Origin of the sequence: Micromonospora sp. C41 (assembly GCF_018070485.1) — a bacterium.
Taxonomy (GTDB): domain Bacteria; phylum Actinomycetota; class Actinomycetes; order Mycobacteriales; family Micromonosporaceae; genus Micromonospora; species Micromonospora chalcea.
Genome location: NZ_JAGPXP010000026.1, coordinates 41,875 through 58,962 on the forward strand (window position 1 = coordinate 41,875; position 17,088 = coordinate 58,962).

Below are 17,088 nucleotides of genomic sequence, written 5' to 3' on the forward strand. Positions count from 1 at the left end.
CCCTCGTTCCTCTGCGAGGCGCGCTGTACCCGATCGGCGTGTCCCGTACACGCCGGACCGGCGCGGCGTCAGAGCGAGGTCATCTCACCGGTGTCGAACAGGTCCTCGCGGTGCGCCTCCGGCTGCCACAGATCCGGCTGGGCCGGCTCCTCCACGCCGATGCGCATCGCCTCCAGCTGGGCGGCGAAGGCCAGCCCGCCGAAGAGCGCCATGCCGGTGAGGTTGGCCCAGAGCAACAGCGCCATCATGCCGGTCAACGCGCCGTAGGTCTGGCCGAATCCGCCGCTGTACTTCACGTAGGCGGCCAGCAGCAGGCTGGCCAGCCACCAGATCGCGATGGCGATGGCCGCGCCGAAGACGAGCCAGGACAGGCCGGGCTGCCGGCGTCGCGGCGCGTGCCGGAACAGCACCGCGACGGCGATCACCGTCAGGCCGAGGCTCAGCGGCCAGCGGATCACGTCCCATCCGGCCATCGCGGCGTCGCCCCACTCGTAGTGCCGCCGTACCGACTCGCCCATCGCCCGGCCGCCGACCAGGATGAGGAAGCCGGCCAGCGCGGGTACGCCGGCGACCACCGCGAGGACCGTGGCGCGCAGGTACTTGGCCAGCGCCGGGCGGTCCCGCTCGACGCCGTAGATCCGGTTCGCGCCCCGCTCGATCTGCGCCATCGTGGTGGTCAGCGCGACCAGCCCGGTGAGCAGGCCGAGGGTCAGCGCCAGCTCGCCGGCGTCCTCGCTGCGCTCGCTGTCGGTCAGCAGGTCCTGCACCATCGCCTCGCTCTGGCCGGGCGTGATGGCCAGTACGGTGTCCGCGACGACCTTGCCGCCCTCGTCCACCCCCAGGTCGGTGATCAGGCCGGTGAGCGCGATCAGGAACGGCACCACCGCCAGGCAGAGCTGCAACCCCAGCGCCCGGGAGTGGCTGAATCCGTCGCCGTAGCGGAACCGGACGAACGCGTCCCGCAGCAGGCACCAGCCGCCGTGCCGGCGCAGCGTGTGCCAGGCGTCGTCGGCGGACAGCTCGTTCTCGGTCATCAACCGGGTCTCGGGGACCAGCTTGGTGCTACTCACGGCGGGCCTCCTCGACCAGGTGCTCGCCGCGCTCGCCGACCGCGTCGGCGTCCACCGCCAGGTCGGGGTGCTCCTCGGGGCGCGGTACGCAGAGCCAGAGCGACTCGGGGCGGATGGTGGCCTTCAGCGAGCGGCCCGGCTCGATCAGGTCGCCGTCGAGCTGCCGGGGCTGCGCCCGGGTGCTGGTGATCTCGACCGAGCGGGCCCGGAACACCTCCATCCGGGGCACGCTGTCGCGGCGGCGCAGCACCGCCCAGCCCATGGCGAGCCAGTGACGCAGCGCGCGCGGTGTCAGCACCGCCACGTCGAGCCAGCCGTCGTCCGGCTCGGCGTCGGTGAGCAGGCGTACCCCGCCCTGCAGGCGCCCGACGTTGGCGACCAGGACCGACCGGGCCCGGCGGCGCAGCGGCGGGCGGCCGTCGATGCGCACCGAGACCCGCATCGGCCGGTCGCGCAGGTGGCGGGCGGCGCCCATCAGGTACGCCGGCCAGCCGATCCGCTTCTTGGTGGTCTCGGAGGTGGAGTCGAGCATCTGGGCGTCGAAGCCCATCCCGGCCATCACCGCGAAGCACTGGTCGCCGACCACGCCGACGTCGAGGCGGCGCATCCCGCGTTCGACGGCGACCTGGAGCCCGGCGGCCAGGTCGTTCGAGAGGCCGAGGTTGGCGGCGAGGAGGTTTCCGGTGCCCTGGGGCAGCACCGCCAGCGCCACGTCGGTGCCGGCCAGCGCGGTCACGCACGCCATCACCGTGCCGTCGCCGCCGCAGGCGAAGACGACCTCCGCGCCCGCCTTCACCGCCTGTTCCGTCTGCCCGCGGCCCGGGTCCTCGACTGTCGTCTCGTACCAGGTCGGGGCCGGCCAGCCGGCGGCGGCGAGCGCGCCCTCCACGGTCCGGCGGAACTCGTCCAGGTCGGCCACCTTGACCGGGTTGACCACCACTGCCGAGCGCGGGGTGCGGTTCTCCGCGTTCACCGGGCGCTTGTCGTCTGCACCGTCCACGGCGTCAGTGTGCAGGACACGGGGCGTGACGGCGACCCGGCGCAGCGGGACGTTGCGATGACCGCAAACAGGTTTGAAAACCGGGTACGGGTCAGGCGGCCTCGCGCAGCGCCGTGTCGATGCGGCGTCGCAGGTCGTCGATGTCCACCCCGGCCTCGGTGAGCACCGCGGCGGCCAGGCCGTCGCCCTCGCGCAGCAGGCCGAGCAGGATGTGTTCGGTGCCGATGTGCCGGTGGCGCAGCCGCAGCGCCTCGCGCAGCGACAGCTCCAGCACCTTCTTGGCGCGGGGCGAGAACGTGCCGTGGTGCGTCCCGCGACGCCACCACCGGCGCGGGCGCGGGGTCGCCTCACGCAGCGCGTCCGGGCCGAAGGACTCCTCGATCCGGGCCACTATCGCGGCGAGGTCGATGCCGATCTCGCGCAGTGCCGCGGCGTCCGCCGCGCCGAGCCCGTCCACGCCCTGCGCGGTGTGGCGGGCCACCGCGGCGCGCAGGGCGTCGGCCTCGACGCCACCGGCCGCGAGCAGCCGTACCGCCAGGTTGTCGCGGTCGGCGAGCACGCCCAGCAGCAGGTGCTCGGTGCCGACCGGCCGCCGTCCCTCGGTGCGGGCCTCGTCGAGCGCGTGGTGCACCACGGCACGGGCCCGGTCGGTGAATCGTTCGAACATCACGCCTCCCAGCTGTCGCGTACCGCCGGTCGCCCGGCGTGCTTCTTGTGGACCGCCTGCCGGCTGACCTCGAGGGCGTCGGCGATCTCCTGCCAGGACCAGCCCTGTCGCCGGGCGTTGTCCACCTGGATCACCTCCAGCCGCTCCAGCAGCCGGCGCAGGGCGAGCACGGCACGCAGGCCGACCTTGGGGTCGGTGCTGCCGGCCGCCGCCGCGAGTTCCGTCGCCTGACTCATGCTGTCAATGTAGGTTGACAGCACGACGGGTGTCAACCCTGGTTGACACCCGCCGTGGCCTGCCACCCGCGGCCCGCGGCGGTGCTACGGTCCGCTGGTGTTCCGCCGCCGTCCGCTGGACCGGCCGGTCGAGCCCGCGCGCCGGCTCACCGCCGGCCGCCTCACCCTGGAGATCGCCGGGGGCAGCGTCGTCGGGCACCGCTACCCGGAGAACTACGACGTGCTGCACGTCGACCCGGAGCTGCCGCTGGCGGTGGTCTGCGACGGCATGGGCGACGGCGAGGGCAGCCGGATCGCCGGCACCACCGCCGCCGAGACGTTCGTGGCGCGGGTCCGCGCCGACTGGCCCGCCGTCGGCCCCACCGGGCTGCGCGCCGCCGTCGCCGAAACCCAACGGCGGGTACGCCAGGCCGGAGCGGCGCAGCCCGGCCTGACCGGATGCACGCTCACCGCGCTCGTCGTCCAGCCCGACGGCGACCAGGGCTGGCTGGTCCAGCTCGGCGACTCGCGGGCGTACCGGCTGCGCGACGGGCTGCTGGAGCTGGTGACGGTCGACCACACCATGGCCTGGCTGGGTCTGCTGCACGGCTGGTGGCCGCCGGACTCGCCGGAGGCGGCCCGGGCCCGCTACCAGCTGCTGCGCTACGTCGGACACCCGGACCGGCCCGAGCCGGACCTGCTCGCCGTGCCGCTGCGCCGGGGCGACACCTGGCTGCTGTGCACCGACGGGGTCAGCGACCAGCTCGGCTACCACCGGCTGCGCGACCTGCTCGCCGCCCGGCGCGACCCGGCGCGCACCGCCGAGGCCCTGCTCGCCGCCAGCCTCGACGAGGGCGGCGAGGACAACGCCACAGTCGTCGTGCTGCGCGTCCACCCCGCCCTGCCCGCCCCGCGCTGACCGCCGGTTTCCGCCGACCCGGTCCGGCGCACCCGGTCCCGCGACTACGGTGAGTGAAAAGCGGGGTCGGGAGGTGAGCCGGGGTGGCCGCACCCAGCCACGGTTCGGTGGTGGTCGGCGTGGGCCGGTCGGCGGAGGATCTGGCGGTGGTCCGCACCGCCGCCGCCGAGGCCGCCGCCCACCACCGGCCGCTGCATCTGCTGCACGCGTTCAACTGGGCCGCGACGCCCGGGCCCGCCCCGGCCGGCGGTACCCGCACGGACGCGGAGAACCTGCTGGAGGCCGCCGGGCAGGCAGCCGCCGAGTGCGCGCCGGAGGTGCCGGTCAGCGGCGAGATCGTCGAGGGCTCACCGGTCGAGGCGTTGTTGCGGGCCGCCGACACCGCGTTCCTGATCGCGCTCGGTGACGGCGGCATGTCGACCCGCCCACACTCGGTACCCACCGACACGCCGGCCGTGGAGGTGGCCGCCCGGGCGGGCTGCCCGGTGCTGGTCGGCCGCGCCGAGCCGGCCCCGCCCGGACCGTTGGTCGTCGGCTTCGACGGGTCGGCCAGCTCCCGCGCCGCACTCGGATACGCCTTCGACTGCGCGGAGAGCCGCGGCGCCCGCCTGCTCGCCGTCCGGGTGATCGAGCCCGGGTGCGGCGACGGCGACGACGGGCTGCTGGAGGAGGCGGTGAACCGGCACGCCGTCCGGCACCCCCGGGTCACCACCGACTGCCTCACCGTCCACGGTGAGCCGACATCCGTCCTGCTCGACCGGTCCCGCGCGGCGCAGCTCGCAGTCGTCGCCGCCCGGGGCGACGGGCCGGTACGGTCGACTCTGGGCGCGGTCAGCCAGTCCCTGCTCTACCATTCGCCGGCCCCGCTGATCGTCGTACGGGGACTCGACACGGGCGCCGGGGACGGATCGTGACGCCCACCCGAGGCGGGACCTACGGCCCTGACCGGCGGCCCCGGACCGGGGCGAAGCTGAACCCGCCGGGGAAGAAGACGTGGTCCCCGAGTGGCAGCAGATCCCGAGCCACGAGAGGCTAAGGCAGCATGGACACCGCGGTGAACCTGCACAGCCCCCTGACCGAGGACGAGTTGCGCCGGCTGGACGCCTACTGGCGGGCGGCGAACTACCTGACCGTCGGCCAGATCTACCTGCTCGACAATCCGCTGCTGCGCGAACCGCTCAGACCCGAGCACGTCAAGCCGCGCCTGCTGGGCCACTGGGGCACCAGCCCCGGGCTCAACCTGCTCTACACGCACCTCAACCGGGTCATCGTCGACCGGGACCTGTCCGCCATCTTCGTCACCGGTCCCGGCCACGGCGGCCCGGCGCTGGTCGCGAACACCTGGCTGGAGGGCACCTACAGCGAGCTGTACCACCACATCCCCCGCGACGAGACCGGCATGCAGCGGCTGTTCCGCCAGTTCTCCTTCCCGGGCGGGATCCCGAGCCACGTGGCGCCGGAGGTGCCGGGTTCGATCCACGAGGGCGGCGAGCTGGGGTACGCGCTGAGCCACGCGTACGGCGCCGCGTTCGACAACCCGGACCTGCTGGTGGCCTGCGTGATCGGCGACGGCGAGGCGGAGACCGGCCCGCTGGCCGGGAGCTGGCTGTCGAACGTGTTCCTCAACCCGGCCCGCGACGGCGCGGTGCTGCCGATCCTGCACCTCAACGGCTACAAGATCGCCAACCCGACCGTGCTGGACCGGATCCCCCGTGCGGATCTGCGCGAGATGATGCGCGGCTTCGGCTACCAGCCGTACGTGGTGGAGGGCGACGACCCGGCGACAGTGCACCAGTCGCTCGCCGCCACGCTGGACCGGGCGGTCGACGAGATCGGCGAGATCCAGCGCCGCGCCCGCTCCGGCGGACGCGTGGAACGCCCGCGCTGGCCGATGATCGTCCTGCGTACGCCGAAGGGCTGGACCGGGCCGTCCCGGGTCGACGGCAAGCAGGTCGAGGGCACGTTCCGCGCCCACCAGGTGCCGATCTCCGGCGTCCGGGACAACCCGGAGCACCTGGCCGAGCTGGAGCGCTGGCTGCGCAGCTACCGTCCGGAGGAGCTGTTCGACGCCACCGGCGGCCCGGTCGCCGAGGTGGCCGACCTGCCGCCGACCGGTGACCGCCGGATGAGCGCGAACCCGGTGGCCAACGGCGGCCGGCTGCTGCGCGACCTGGAGCTGCCCGACTTCCGCGACTACGCGGTCGACGTGCCGAAGCCGGGCGAGCCGATGGCCGGCGCGACCGGTGTGCTCGGCCCCTGGGTCCGCGACGTGATCGCGCGTAACCCGGAGACGTTCCGCCTGTTCGGCCCGGACGAGGTCGCCTCGAACCGGCTCGGCGCGGCGTTCGAGGTGACCGGCCGCGCGTTCATCGGCGCGGAGGTGCCCGGTGACGACCATCTCTCCCCCGACGGCCGGGTGATGGAGGTGCTCTCCGAGCACCTGTGCCAGGGCTGGCTGGAGGGCTACCTGCTGACCGGCCGACACGGCATCTTCACCAGCTACGAGGCGTTCATCCACATCGTCGACTCGATGGTCAACCAGCACGCCAAGTGGCTGAAGGTGACCCGGGGCATCCCGTGGCGGGAGCCGGTGGCCTCGCTGAACTACCTGCTGTCCAGCCACGTGTGGCGGCAGGACCACAACGGCTTCTCGCACCAGGACCCGGGCTTCATCGACCACGTAATGAACAAGAAGGCCGAGGTGGTCCGCGTCTACCTGCCGCCGGACGGCAACACGCTGCTGTCCACCATGGACCACTGTCTGCGCAGCCGGCAGTACATCAACGTGGTGGTGGCCGGCAAGCAGCCCGCGCCGAACTGGCTGACCATGGACGAGGCGATCCAGCACTGCCGCCGCGGCCTGGGCATCTGGGACTGGGCCAGCACCGACGACGGCGTCGAGCCGGACGTGGTGCTCGCCTGCGCCGGCGACGTGCCGACGCTGGAGACGCTCGCCGCTGTCGACCTGCTGCGCCGGCACCTGCCGGACCTGAAGGTGCGGGTGGTCAACGTGGTCGACCTGATGCGCCTGCAACCGCCGTCGGAGCACCCGCACGGCCTGCCGGACAACGAGTTCGACACCATCTTCACCCGCGACAAGCCGGTCATCTTCGCCTACCACGGCTACCCGTGGCTGATCCACCGGCTCACCTACCGCCGGACCAACCACGAGAACCTGCACGTACGCGGCTACAAGGAGGAGGGCACCACCACGACGCCGTTCGACATGGTGATGCTCAACGACCTGGACCGCTTCCACCTGGTCATCGACGTGATCGACCGGGTACCTGGGCTGCGGTCGCGGGCCGCGCACCTGCGTCAGGACATGGTGGACGCCCGCCAGTCCTGCCGCGACTACACCCGGCGCTACGGCGAGGACGACCCCCGCGTCGCCGAGTGGCGCTGGGTCCGCGAGAACGATCCGGCGGTAAGGAGTGGCGAATGAACGAGGAGATCCTCGTCGGCTACGACGGCTCCCCTGACGCGGCTGTCGCCCTGAACTGGGCGCTGGACGAGGCGGGCCGCTCGGGCTGGCCGGTGCGGCTGGCGTACGTCTTCGAGTGGTTGACGGTGACCGGCTGGATCGGTCCCGGGGTGGCCCCGGGGGTGTGGCCGGACGAGGCCGCCCGCCGGCAGGTCGAGGAACTGGTCCGCAAGGCGGCGGCGGACGCCGCCGCCGACCGGCCCGGCCTCACCGTGCACGGCGAGGTGTTCGACGGCCCGCCCGCGCTGGTGCTGCAGGAACGGTCCGCCGAGGCCGGGATGCTGGTGCTCGGCAGCCGCGGCCACGGCGGCTTCGGCGGGCTGCTCGCCGGCTCCACAGCGGTCTCGGTGACAGCGCACGCCCACTGCCCGGTGGTGGTGGTCCGCGACGGTCAGGCCGCCACGTCCGGGCCGGTGGTGGTCGGCTCGGACGGCTCGGAGACGGCGCTGCGGGCGCTCGGCTTCGCGGTCGAGCGGGCCGCCCAGCGGGACGTGCCGCTGCGGGTGCTGCGGGCCTGGGAGCGGCCCGGCGACAGGTGGGTGCCGCCGGGCTTCGACCCGGAGGAGACCGCCGCCGCCGAGCGGGCCGCTGCCGAGGCGGAGCTGGCCACCTGGCGGGAGAGCTTCCCCGACGTGCCGATGGAGGTCGAGGCCGTTCCCGGCAGCCCGTCGGCGCTGCTGGTGGAGGCGAGCCGGTCGGCGCAGCTCGTGGTGGTCGGCAGCCGGGGCCGCGGCGGGTTGCGCGGCATGCTGCTCGGCTCGGTCAGCCAGCAGCTCATCCAGCACTCGCACTGCCCGGTCGCCGTGGTACGCGAGCGCTGACCAGACGGGCGCGCTTGGCTCGTGGAGCACCTGCCGCGAGGACGGTGGTCAGCGGCCGGGCGCGGTCGAGCCGTCCTCCGGGTTGAGCGAGAAGTAGTCCTCCTCCTCCTGGGCGAGGTGCAGGCGCAGCACCGCGTCCAGGCCGTAGAGCGCGGCGAGCAGATCCGGCACCTCGTCACGGCGCAGCCGCCCGTCCGGCTGCGCCGTGAGATGCCCGCCGATCCGCTCCACCAGCCGCACGATCTCCACGTGCGCCCGGCTCATCGTGGAGGTCGCCTCGTCGCTGCCGAGCGGCCCGGCCAGCGCCGGGTACAGCTGCCGGTCCTCGGCCGCCTCGTGCGGCAGCACCTCGTCGACCAGACGCCGGTGCACCTCCCGCAGCGCCGGCAGGCACGCCGGGTCGTCCGGTCGGGTCGCCACCATGTCGGCGGTGTCCCGCAGCCGGGCCAGCACGTCCCGGATGCCACCGTGCTCGCCCGCGTACCTGTCGATCAGCTCCGCCGTGTGCGGGGGCAGGTCCCGCCGCCGCAGGCCACCGCCGAGCGCGCGCAGCGCATTGAGGATCACCAGGACGTCGATGCCCTCCTGCAGGAACGCGCCGGCCACCGGGGGCAGCCGGCCGGCGGCCGCCACCAGCATCGCCAGCACCGCCAGGCCCATCCCGACGGTGGCGCTCTGCACCGCGATGCGGCGGGCGTACCGGGCGATCTCGACCGCGTCCGCGAGCCGGTCCAGGCGGTCCACGGTGAGCACCGCGTCGGCCACGTCGGCCGAGGCGGTCGCCCCGGTCGCGCCCATCGCCACCCCGACGTGCGCCTCGGCCAGCGCGGGCGCGTCGTTCACGCCGTCGCCGACCATCACTGTCACCGCCTGCGCCGACTCCTCGCGTACCCGCTCGGCCTTCTCCTGCGGCGAGCAGCGCGCGATCACGTCGTCCACGCCCACGATCTGCGCCACCTGGCGGGCCGTGCCCGGACGGTCGCCGGTCACCATCACCAGCCGGGTCAGGCCCGCCTCGCGCAGCCGCCGCACGGTCCGCCGGGCGTCCGGGCGCACCGGGTCCTCCAGCAGGATCGCGCCCAGCGGCCCGTGGTCGTCGCTGACCCAGACCGCGGAACGCCCGGCCCGTTCGGCGCGCTCACCGAGCCGGCCCGCCCACTCCGGCGGCTCGCCCGCGAACTGCCCGACGTGCACCGTCCGCCCGTCGACGCGCCCGCTCACGCCGTGCCCCGGCTCCTCGGTGACATCGGTCGGCTCGGCCAGCGGCAGCCCGCGCTCGCGGGCCTGCCGGACCAGCGCGGCGGCCAGCACGTGCGGGGAGAGCTGCTCGACCGAGGCGGCCAGCCGCAGCACCTCGTCCCGGTCGCCGCCCGGCGCCACCACCACCTCGGCCGCCCGGGGCCGCCCGGCGGTGAGCGTCCCGGTCTTGTCCAGCAGCAGCGTACGAGCGCGGCCGAGCTGCTCCAGCGAGCCACCGTCACGCACCAGCACGCCGCGCCGGGCCACCCGGGACAGGCCGGACACCACGGCGATCGGGGTCGCCAGCAGCAGCGGGCACGGGGTGGCCACCACGAGCACCGCCACCGCCCTGGTGAACTCGCCGGACAGCAGCCATGCCAGCCCCGCCAGCACCAGCGTGAACGGCACGAACGCGGCGGCGTACCGGTCGGCGAGCCGTACCATCGGCGCCTTGCGGGCGGTGGCCTCGCCGGCCAGGCGGACGATGCCGGCGTAGGTGCTCTCCGCCGCGTTGCGGCGGGCCCGCAGCCCGAACCCGGCGCCCGCGTTGACCACCCCGCTGGCGACCTCGTCGCCCGCCGCGCGGGTGACCAGCTGCGACTCGCCGGTGACCACCGACTCGTCGAGCGTGGCCGCCTCCTCGACCACGCCGTCGACAGGCACCACGTCGCCCGGCCCGACCACGAGGCGGTCCCCCACCTCGACGCGGTCCAGCGGCACCACCTCGATCCCGCCGTCCGGGGTCCGCCGCCGCGCCTGCCGGGGCGCGCGTTCCAGCAGCGCCCGCAGGTCACGGGTGGCGCGGCGCTGGGCGTACTCTTCCAGCGCCCGCCCGGTCGCGACCATCACCGCGATCACGGCGCCGGCCAGGAACTCCCGCACCAGCAGCGCGCCGAGCAGCGCCAGCACCGCGATGACGTCCACGCCGAACTGCCGCAGCCAGAGCTGGCGCAGCGTGGTCCAGGCGGCCGGGACGAGCGCGACCACCGTGACCGCCGCCCAGACCAGCCGGGCGGCGTCGTGCGCGCCCACGAACCACAGCGCCGCCCCGGCCAGCACGGCCGCGGTGAGCAGCACCAGCGGCGCCCACTCGGCCCACGCCCACCGCCGGGCACGGGCCGGCTGCTCGGGTACGCACTCGCGTGGTTCGCTTCCCACGTGTGGATCGTCTCAGCCGGACGTGGGGCGGGCGGGCCGACACGGGTAATCCGGGGGATGGAACGGCGTCCCCACCCGGGCGTGGGGCACGATGGGGAAAACAGGAAAGGTCGTGACGATGAGCCACGAGACGCCGGCCGGCGATCGCCCGTTGACCACCGCGCTCGCGGAGGCCGCCGGAATGGCCGGCCACGCTCCCTCGGTGCACAACACGCAGCCGTGGCACTGGACGGTCCTGCCCGACGCGCTGGAGCTGCGGGTGGTACGCGAACGGCACCTCAGCGCCATGGACCCGGAGGGTCACCTGCTGGTGGTGAGCTGCGGCGCCGCGCTGCACCACGCCCGGGTGGCGCTGGCCGCCGAGGGCTGGACCCCGGTGGTGGAGCGGCTGCCCGACCCGGCCGAACCCGACCTGCTGGCCCGGATCACCAGCCTGAAGCACACCGGCGCCGACCCCGACGCCATGCGCGTCGTGCAGTGCATGCAGGTCCGGCACACCGACCGGCGGCCGGTCAGCGACGAGCCGATCCCGACCGCCGCGCTCGATGACATCGACCGGGCCGCCACCCGCGAAGGCGTGAACCTGCAACTGCTCGACGACACCCAGAAGATCCAGCTCGCCGCCGCCGCCCAGCAGGCCGCCGCCGTCGAGGCGGACAGCCCGGAACTGCGCGAGGAACTGGCGTACTGGACCAGCCGGGCCGGCACCGGCACCGGGCTGCCGCCGGAGGTGCTGCCCGAGCAGGCCCCCCAGACGACCGTTCCGGCCCGCGACTTCGGCCGCGCCGGATCGCTGCCGATCGGCCCCGGCCACGACAAGACCGCCGTGTACGGGATCCTCTGGGGCGCCGACGACGAGCTGATGAGCTGGCTGCGCGCCGGTGAGGCGCTTTCCGCCGCCTGGCTCACCGCCACCCGGCACGGGGTGTCGCTGGTGCCGCTGTCCGGCGTGGTGGAGGTCGAAGGCACCCGCGAGGTGCTGCGCCAGATGCTCGCCGGCCTGGGGTTCCCGTACATCAGCATGCGGCTGGGTGTGGCCGACCCGAACCACGCCGGCCCGCCGCACACCCCCCGGCTGGACGTCGCGCAGACCGTCGACACCTCGGCGGTCCGCGACCGGCTCACCTGACCGGTCTCGATCAGGGCGGCCGCCGGGCGATACCATCGCCCGGTGGCCGCCGCACCCCAGCCCCAGCACGAGCACGTCGCGCCGTCGCTCGGGCTGACCCCGCTGTCCCGCGTCCGCCTGGACGAACTGCTCCAGGAGATGCTCGACCGCGTCGGCGAGGTGGTGACCAGCCGGGAGCGGCTCCGGGCGCTGCTGGACGCCGTCGTCGGCATCGGTTCCGACCTCGACCTGCGCAGCACGCTGCAGCGGATCGTGCAGTCGGCGTGCGAGCTGGCCGGCGCCCGCTACGGCGCGCTGGGCGTGATCGGCCCCGACCGGATGCTGCACGACTTCATCGTCCACGGCATCAGCCCCGAACTGCACGCGAAGATCGGCGAGCTGCCGCACGGCCGCGGCGTGCTGGGCCTGCTCATCGACGAGCCGAAGCCGGTACGCATGCCGGACATCACCAAGCACCCCAACTCGTACGGCTTCCCGCCGCACCACCCGCCGATGCACAGCTTCCTCGGCGTGCCGGTGCGCATCCGCGACCACGTCTGGGGCAATCTCTACCTGGCCGAGAAGCAGGGCGCCGCCGAGTTCACCGAGGACGACGAGGAGATCGTGGTGGCGCTGGCCGCCGCGGCCGGCGTGGCGATCGAGAACGCCCGCCTCTACGCGCTGGCGCACCGGCGCGAACGCTGGCTCGCCGCCGCCGCCGAGATCACCTCGGTGCTGCTCGGCGAGGTACGCCGTACCGACGCGCTGACGCTGGTGGCCCGCCGCGCCCGCGAGGTCGCCGAGGCCGAGCTGGCGCTGGTGCTGCTCTACGACGAGGACGAGGCGCAGTTCACCGTCGAGGTGGTCGACGGCGCCGACCCGGTCACCCGGGAACTGGTCGGCGCGGTGCTGCCGGCCGCCGAGACCAGTTTCGCCGCGTCCGCCACGTCGGGCCGGCACGACCAGGTGGAGAACCTCGCCGCCGCGGCGCCCTGGCCCCGGCCCGTGGTCGCCGGCCCGGCAGTGGTCTCCCCCCTCGCCGCCGCCGACACGCTGCACGGCGTCCTGGTGATCGGCTACCGGCCCGACCACGGCCCCGCCGCCGACGACGACCTCGCGCTGCTGGCCAGCTTTGCCGGGCAGGCCGCGCTGGCCATGGAACGGGCCCGCGGGCAGGAGGAGCGGGAACTGCTGGTGGTCCTGGAGGACCGCGAACGCATCGCCCGCGACCTGCACGACGTGGTGATCCAGCGGCTGTTCGCCACCGGTCTGCAACTGCAGAGCGGCGCGATGAACGCCCGCCCCGAGGCCGCCAAGCGGATCAACCAGGCGGTCGACGACCTGGACGCCACCATCCGCGACATCCGCCGCACCATCTTCGAGCTGCGCACCCCGATGAGCGCGGCGCTGCGCACCGAGATCCGCGAGGCCATCGAAGTGGCCGCCGAGTCGCTCGGCTACCGGCCCGACCTGGAGCTGGTCGGCCCGATCGACAGCGCCGTGCCGGACGAGCTGCGCGGCGAACTCACCGCCGTGCTGCGCGAGGCGCTGTCCAACGCGGTACGCCACGCGCAGGCCGACCGGGTGTCGGTGCGCGTACGCGTCGACTCCGGCCGGGTCGAGATCACCGTCACCGACGACGGGATCGGCTGCGACCCGGAGGCGGCCCGCAGCGGTCTGGTCAACCTGCGGGAGCGGGCCGAGCGGCTGGGCGGCGAGTTCTCGCTGCGCCGGGCCGAGCCGCGCGGCACCGAGGTGCGCTGGAGCGTCCCGCTCGGCTGAGGCGGCGTCAGGTGTTCTTGCCGAGCAACCGGGTCGCCAGCACCGCCGCCTGGGTGCGCCGCTCCAGGCCGAGCTTCGCCAGCACGCTGGAGACGTAGTTCTTCACCGTCTTCTCGGCCAGGAACATCTTCCCGGCGATCTCCCGGTTGGTGAGCCCCTCCGCCACGTACTCCAGGATCCGCCGCTCCTGCTCGGTGAGCGACTTCAGCTCCCGGGGCTGCTCCACGCCGCTGCGGATGCGCTCCAGCACGCGGGTGGTGATCGCCGGGTCGAGCAGGGACTGCCCGGCCGCCACCCGGCGGACCGCGTCCACCAGGTCGGTGCCGCGGATCTGCTTGAGCACGTACCCGGCGGCGCCCGCCATGATCGCCGCGAACAGCGCCTCGTCGTCCTCGTACGAGGTGAGGATCAACCCCTTGATCGAGGAGTCCACGGCGCGGACGTCCCGGCACACGTCGATGCCGTTGCCGTCGGGCAGCCGGGCGTCGAGGATCGCCACGTCGGGGCGCAGCGCGGGGATGCGGCGCGCCGCCTCCTGGGCCAGGCCGGACTCGCCGACCACCTCGATGTCGCCGCTGCTCTGCAGCAGGTCGGCAAGGCCACGACGGACGACCTCGTGGTCGTCGAGCAGGAACACCCGGATCATCAGTCCTTTCTACCCGCTTTCCCGCGTCAGTAGCACGGGTCGAAAGTCCCGTCCTGCACGCGCCGGCCGGGACCGACGGCCGGGCCCAGGTGGGGACCTCCGGCCCTGCTCACCGCGCCGCCCGCTGACGCACCGTAGTGGTGTACCGGACGGGGGAGCCGGCGCCGCACGAGAGGGAGCACCACCATGACGACCGAATACACCACCGCGGACCTGCGGGCCGCGGTCGCCGACGCGGTCCGGGCGCCGTCGCTGCACAACACCCAGCCGTGGCGGTTCCGGGTGGTCGACGGCGGCATCGAGGTGTCCGTCGACCCGCTGCGCGGCCTGCCCGCCACCGACCCGACCGGCTGGGGCGCGCGCATGGCGGCCGGCGCGGCGCTGTTCAACCTGCGGCTCGCGCTCGCCGTGGCGGGCACCCCGGCCACGGTGCGGCTGCGCCCGTACCCCTCCGACCCGGACGTCGTGGCCCGGCTCGTGCCGGACGTGCCGCGCCGCCCCACCCCGACCGAGCAGAGCCTGTACGGGGCGATCAGCCGCCGGTTCAGCAACCGCGCGCCGTTCTGGCCGGACCCGGTGCCGGCCGAGGCCCGCTGGCGGCTCGGCGAGGCGGCCCGCGCCGAGCAGTGCTGGCTGGAGCTGGTGATCGGCACCAGCGCGGTGAACGCGGTCGCCGAGGTCGCCCGCAGCGCCCACCGGGTGCTGGAACGCGACCCCGCGTACGTGGCCGAGCGGGCCGAGTGGATCCGCTCCGAGCCGGCCCCGGACGGCGTGCCCTCCGGCGCCGGCGGACCGCAGAGCGAGCCGCAGGACCTGCTTCCCCAGCGCGGCTTCGGCGGCCGCAACCGCGCCCCCGGCCGCGACTTCGAGCCGGAGCCGCTCGTCGCGGTGCTCGGCTCGGCCGGCAACACCTCCGCCGACCAGATCCTCGCCGGGCAGGCGTTGCAGCGGGTGCTGCTCACCGCCACCGACGCCGGGCTCAGCGCGTCGATGCTGTCCCAGCCGATCGAGGTGCCGGCCGCCCGGGAGGCGCTGCGGATGTCGCTGGGCCGGTTCGGCACCCCGCAGATGGTGATGCGGATCGGGTACGGCCAGCCGGGCCGCGCCACCCCGCGTCGCCCGGTCGAGGAAGTGCTCGACCTGCCGGTCGTGCCGGCCTGACCCGAACCCCTCCGCGGGTCAGGCCGGCCGCACGGCCCCTTCTGTGCCGGTTCAGGCCGGGAGCGAGGCCAGCAGGGTGGCCTCCCGCTCCGGCGCCAGGCCGACCGGCGCGCGTGTGGGCCGCCCCGCCCGGGCCGGCACCTGCCCCACCTCGCGCAGCCACCGCCAGGTGTCGGCGACCGTCTCGGTCACCGGCCGGCACACCAGCCCCGCCGCGTACGCCCGCTCGACGTTCCGCTCCTGCAACCACCGGTACTCGTGCCCCTGCGGCACCCAGACCGGCAGGTCGTTCCACGGCACCACCCCGGCCGCCAGGATCGGCTCCGGCGGCGTCCACCGCAGCGTCGCGCCCGACCCGGTCGCCGCCACCGCCGCGTCGAGCAGCTCACCCATCGTCGCGTGCCCGGTGCGACCGATCACGTTGTACGCCCCGCCGACGCCCTCGGCACCCCGGTCCAGCAGCCAGGTCGCCAGGTCACGGACGTCCACGTACTGGATCGGCAGGTCACGCGGCCCGGGCGCCAGCACGTCCCCGCCCCGGGCGATCCGGTTCAGCCACCACGGCAGCCGCCCGATGTCCTCCCCCGGCCCGAGGATCAGCCCGGCGCGCACGAGCAGCGCCCGGTCACCGAACACCCGCGTGGCGGCGAGTTCCCCGCCCGCCTTGTTCTCCGGGTAGTCGCCGTCGTCGGCGTCCGGGTCCGCCGCCACCGTAGGCGCCTCCTCGCCGGTGCCGAGCTCGACGGGTGGCGCGTACACCGAGCCGCTGGACACGTAGACGTAGTGCGGCACCGCGCCGACGAGCGCCGACGCCGCGTCCCGGACCACCCGGGGCGCGCCGTCCCAGGTGTCCACCACCAGATCCCACTCGCCGCCGGCCAGCGCGGCCAGCCCGTCCGGCGCCGTCCGGTCACCCCGCAACCGGTGTACGCCGGGCGGCGCCTGCCCGTGTACGCCCCGGTTGAACACTGTCACCTGCCAGTCGCGGCGTACCGCCTCGGCCACCACGGCACCACCGACAAAGCCCGTACCACCCAGCATCAGCAGTCGCATGCGTCCCAGCCTGCCGCCGCCCGCCGGCCATGGCGCCCCTTGTTCACGGTGAGCGGATCTGCCAGCGGCAGAACCCGGTCCGAGGGCAGCTCGGCCCGGACGGGGCGGCGGCGCATGTCTTTGTCCGCCGATCTTGGAGTAATGGTGCCCAGTATGCCCGGTTGACACCCTTCGCAAGGCACCACAACTCCAAGATCGGCGCACCCGCCCAAGACCACGGCGGTTTCCGAGCCCTCTCAAACAGCCCTCGCCCCAGTCCTCCGCGATCTTGCACTTCGGTACCCCGCATAACGCGCAAACGGGGACACCCGAAGGGCTGCACCTGCAAGATCGACGCGGTACTACGCCGCCCTTCGGTCCGATCCGGCCCCGCCCCGCCCCGCGCGAGCCGCCCCAAGGGCGTCGATCATGAAGTTGACGGCACTTGGTGTCCGGTTTGTCGCCGCCAACCTCATGGTCAACCGATGGCGGGGTGCCTGGGGAGGGCTTGTTCGATCTTGGAGTTGTGGTGCCCAGGATGCCCGGCTTGACATCGTTCGTGAGGCGCCACAACTCCAAGATCGCGGTGATCAAGGAGTTTGTGTGCTCGTGGGTGCCGGAAAGGGCCTGAACTCCTTGATCACCTGTGCAGAGCGAGGTGCCGGGTGGGGTGGGTGTGTCTGGTCGGTGGTGGGCGGGGTGTCGGGTTCGGGGGTGGTGGGCGGCACTCTGGTGGCGGAATCGTCGGCGGGTGCGGGGCGTTGTAACCGGGTGAACGACCGAGCA

The 17,088-nt window shown here is 74.3% G+C and carries 14 protein-coding genes; 7 read left to right on the top strand and 7 right to left on the bottom strand.

Annotated features, from left to right (window positions below):
• Window positions 1–68 precede the first annotated feature (68 nt).
• The 4 genes from KBX43_RS24025 to KBX43_RS24040 form a co-directional block, all read right to left on the bottom strand.
• Window positions 69–1,070, bottom strand: a complete 1,002-nt coding sequence (locus KBX43_RS24025; protein WP_043325557.1) for a YihY/virulence factor BrkB family protein — start codon at window positions 1,068–1,070, stop codon at window positions 69–71.
• Window positions 1,063–2,070 (bottom strand): diacylglycerol kinase family protein, encoded by a 1,008-nt coding sequence (locus KBX43_RS24030; protein ID WP_043325560.1) that lies wholly within the window; start codon window positions 2,068–2,070, stop codon window positions 1,063–1,065. Before KBX43_RS24030 ends, KBX43_RS24025 begins: the two co-directional genes overlap by 8 nt.
• A 91-nt stretch (window positions 2,071–2,161) precedes the next feature.
• Entirely contained in the window at window positions 2,162–2,737 is a 576-nt protein-coding gene (locus KBX43_RS24035; protein ID WP_064447209.1) for a Clp protease N-terminal domain-containing protein, read from the bottom strand.
• Entirely contained in the window at window positions 2,737–2,973 is a 237-nt protein-coding gene (locus tag KBX43_RS24040; RefSeq protein ID WP_043325563.1) for an HTH domain-containing protein, read from the bottom strand. Before KBX43_RS24040 ends, KBX43_RS24035 begins: the two co-directional genes overlap by 1 nt.
• A 97-nt stretch (window positions 2,974–3,070) precedes the next feature.
• On the opposite strand from KBX43_RS24040, the gene KBX43_RS24045 reads away from it, so the two are divergent.
• The 4 genes from KBX43_RS24045 (at window position 3,071) to KBX43_RS24060 (ending at window position 8,176) form a co-directional block, all read left to right on the top strand.
• Complete coding sequence (locus KBX43_RS24045; RefSeq protein WP_043325565.1) at window positions 3,071–3,871, top strand: PP2C family serine/threonine-protein phosphatase; 801 nt, start codon at window positions 3,071–3,073, stop codon at window positions 3,869–3,871.
• Between the two features lie 83 nt (window positions 3,872–3,954).
• Window positions 3,955–4,785: a universal stress protein gene (locus KBX43_RS24050; protein WP_210887251.1), complete on the top strand. Its 831-nt coding sequence runs from the start codon at window positions 3,955–3,957 to the stop codon at window positions 4,783–4,785.
• A 128-nt stretch (window positions 4,786–4,913) separates the two neighbouring features.
• The gene (locus KBX43_RS24055; RefSeq protein WP_210887252.1) at window positions 4,914–7,316 is read left to right on the top strand and encodes a phosphoketolase; all 2,403 of its coding nucleotides are present in this window, start codon (window positions 4,914–4,916) and stop codon (window positions 7,314–7,316) included.
• Complete coding sequence (locus KBX43_RS24060) at window positions 7,313–8,176, top strand: universal stress protein (protein ID WP_064447205.1); 864 nt, start codon at window positions 7,313–7,315, stop codon at window positions 8,174–8,176. The genes KBX43_RS24055 and KBX43_RS24060 overlap by 4 nt, the downstream gene beginning before the upstream one ends.
• A gap of 48 nt (window positions 8,177–8,224) precedes the next feature.
• On the opposite strand, the gene KBX43_RS24065 is transcribed toward KBX43_RS24060, so the two are convergent.
• The gene (locus tag KBX43_RS24065) at window positions 8,225–10,573 is read right to left on the bottom strand and encodes a heavy metal translocating P-type ATPase (protein ID WP_210887253.1); all 2,349 of its coding nucleotides are present in this window, start codon (window positions 10,571–10,573) and stop codon (window positions 8,225–8,227) included.
• Window positions 10,574–10,664: 91 nt separating this feature from the next.
• On the opposite strand from KBX43_RS24065, the gene KBX43_RS24070 reads away from it, so the two are divergent.
• A complete protein-coding gene (locus KBX43_RS24070) occupies window positions 10,665–11,702 on the top strand; it encodes a nitroreductase (protein WP_245254686.1) in 1,038 nt (345 codons plus the stop codon).
• A 93-nt stretch (window positions 11,703–11,795) separates the two neighbouring features.
• The gene (locus KBX43_RS24075) at window positions 11,796–13,463 is read left to right on the top strand and encodes a GAF domain-containing sensor histidine kinase (protein ID WP_176722880.1); all 1,668 of its coding nucleotides are present in this window, start codon (window positions 11,796–11,798) and stop codon (window positions 13,461–13,463) included.
• Between the two features lie 7 nt (window positions 13,464–13,470).
• On the opposite strand, the gene KBX43_RS24080 is transcribed toward KBX43_RS24075, so the two are convergent.
• Window positions 13,471–14,109, bottom strand: a complete 639-nt coding sequence (locus KBX43_RS24080; protein WP_013284884.1) for a response regulator transcription factor — start codon at window positions 14,107–14,109, stop codon at window positions 13,471–13,473.
• Between the two features lie 186 nt (window positions 14,110–14,295).
• Between KBX43_RS24080 and KBX43_RS24085 the strand changes: the two genes are divergently transcribed.
• Complete coding sequence (locus tag KBX43_RS24085) at window positions 14,296–15,270, top strand: nitroreductase (protein ID WP_030501785.1); 975 nt, start codon at window positions 14,296–14,298, stop codon at window positions 15,268–15,270.
• 51 nt (window positions 15,271–15,321) lie between these two features.
• Here the strand turns inward: KBX43_RS24085 and KBX43_RS24090 are convergent, their stop codons facing one another.
• Window positions 15,322–16,323 (bottom strand): NAD-dependent epimerase/dehydratase family protein, encoded by a 1,002-nt coding sequence (locus KBX43_RS24090; RefSeq protein ID WP_069089417.1) that lies wholly within the window; start codon window positions 16,321–16,323, stop codon window positions 15,322–15,324.
• Window positions 16,324–17,088 lie beyond the last annotated feature (765 nt).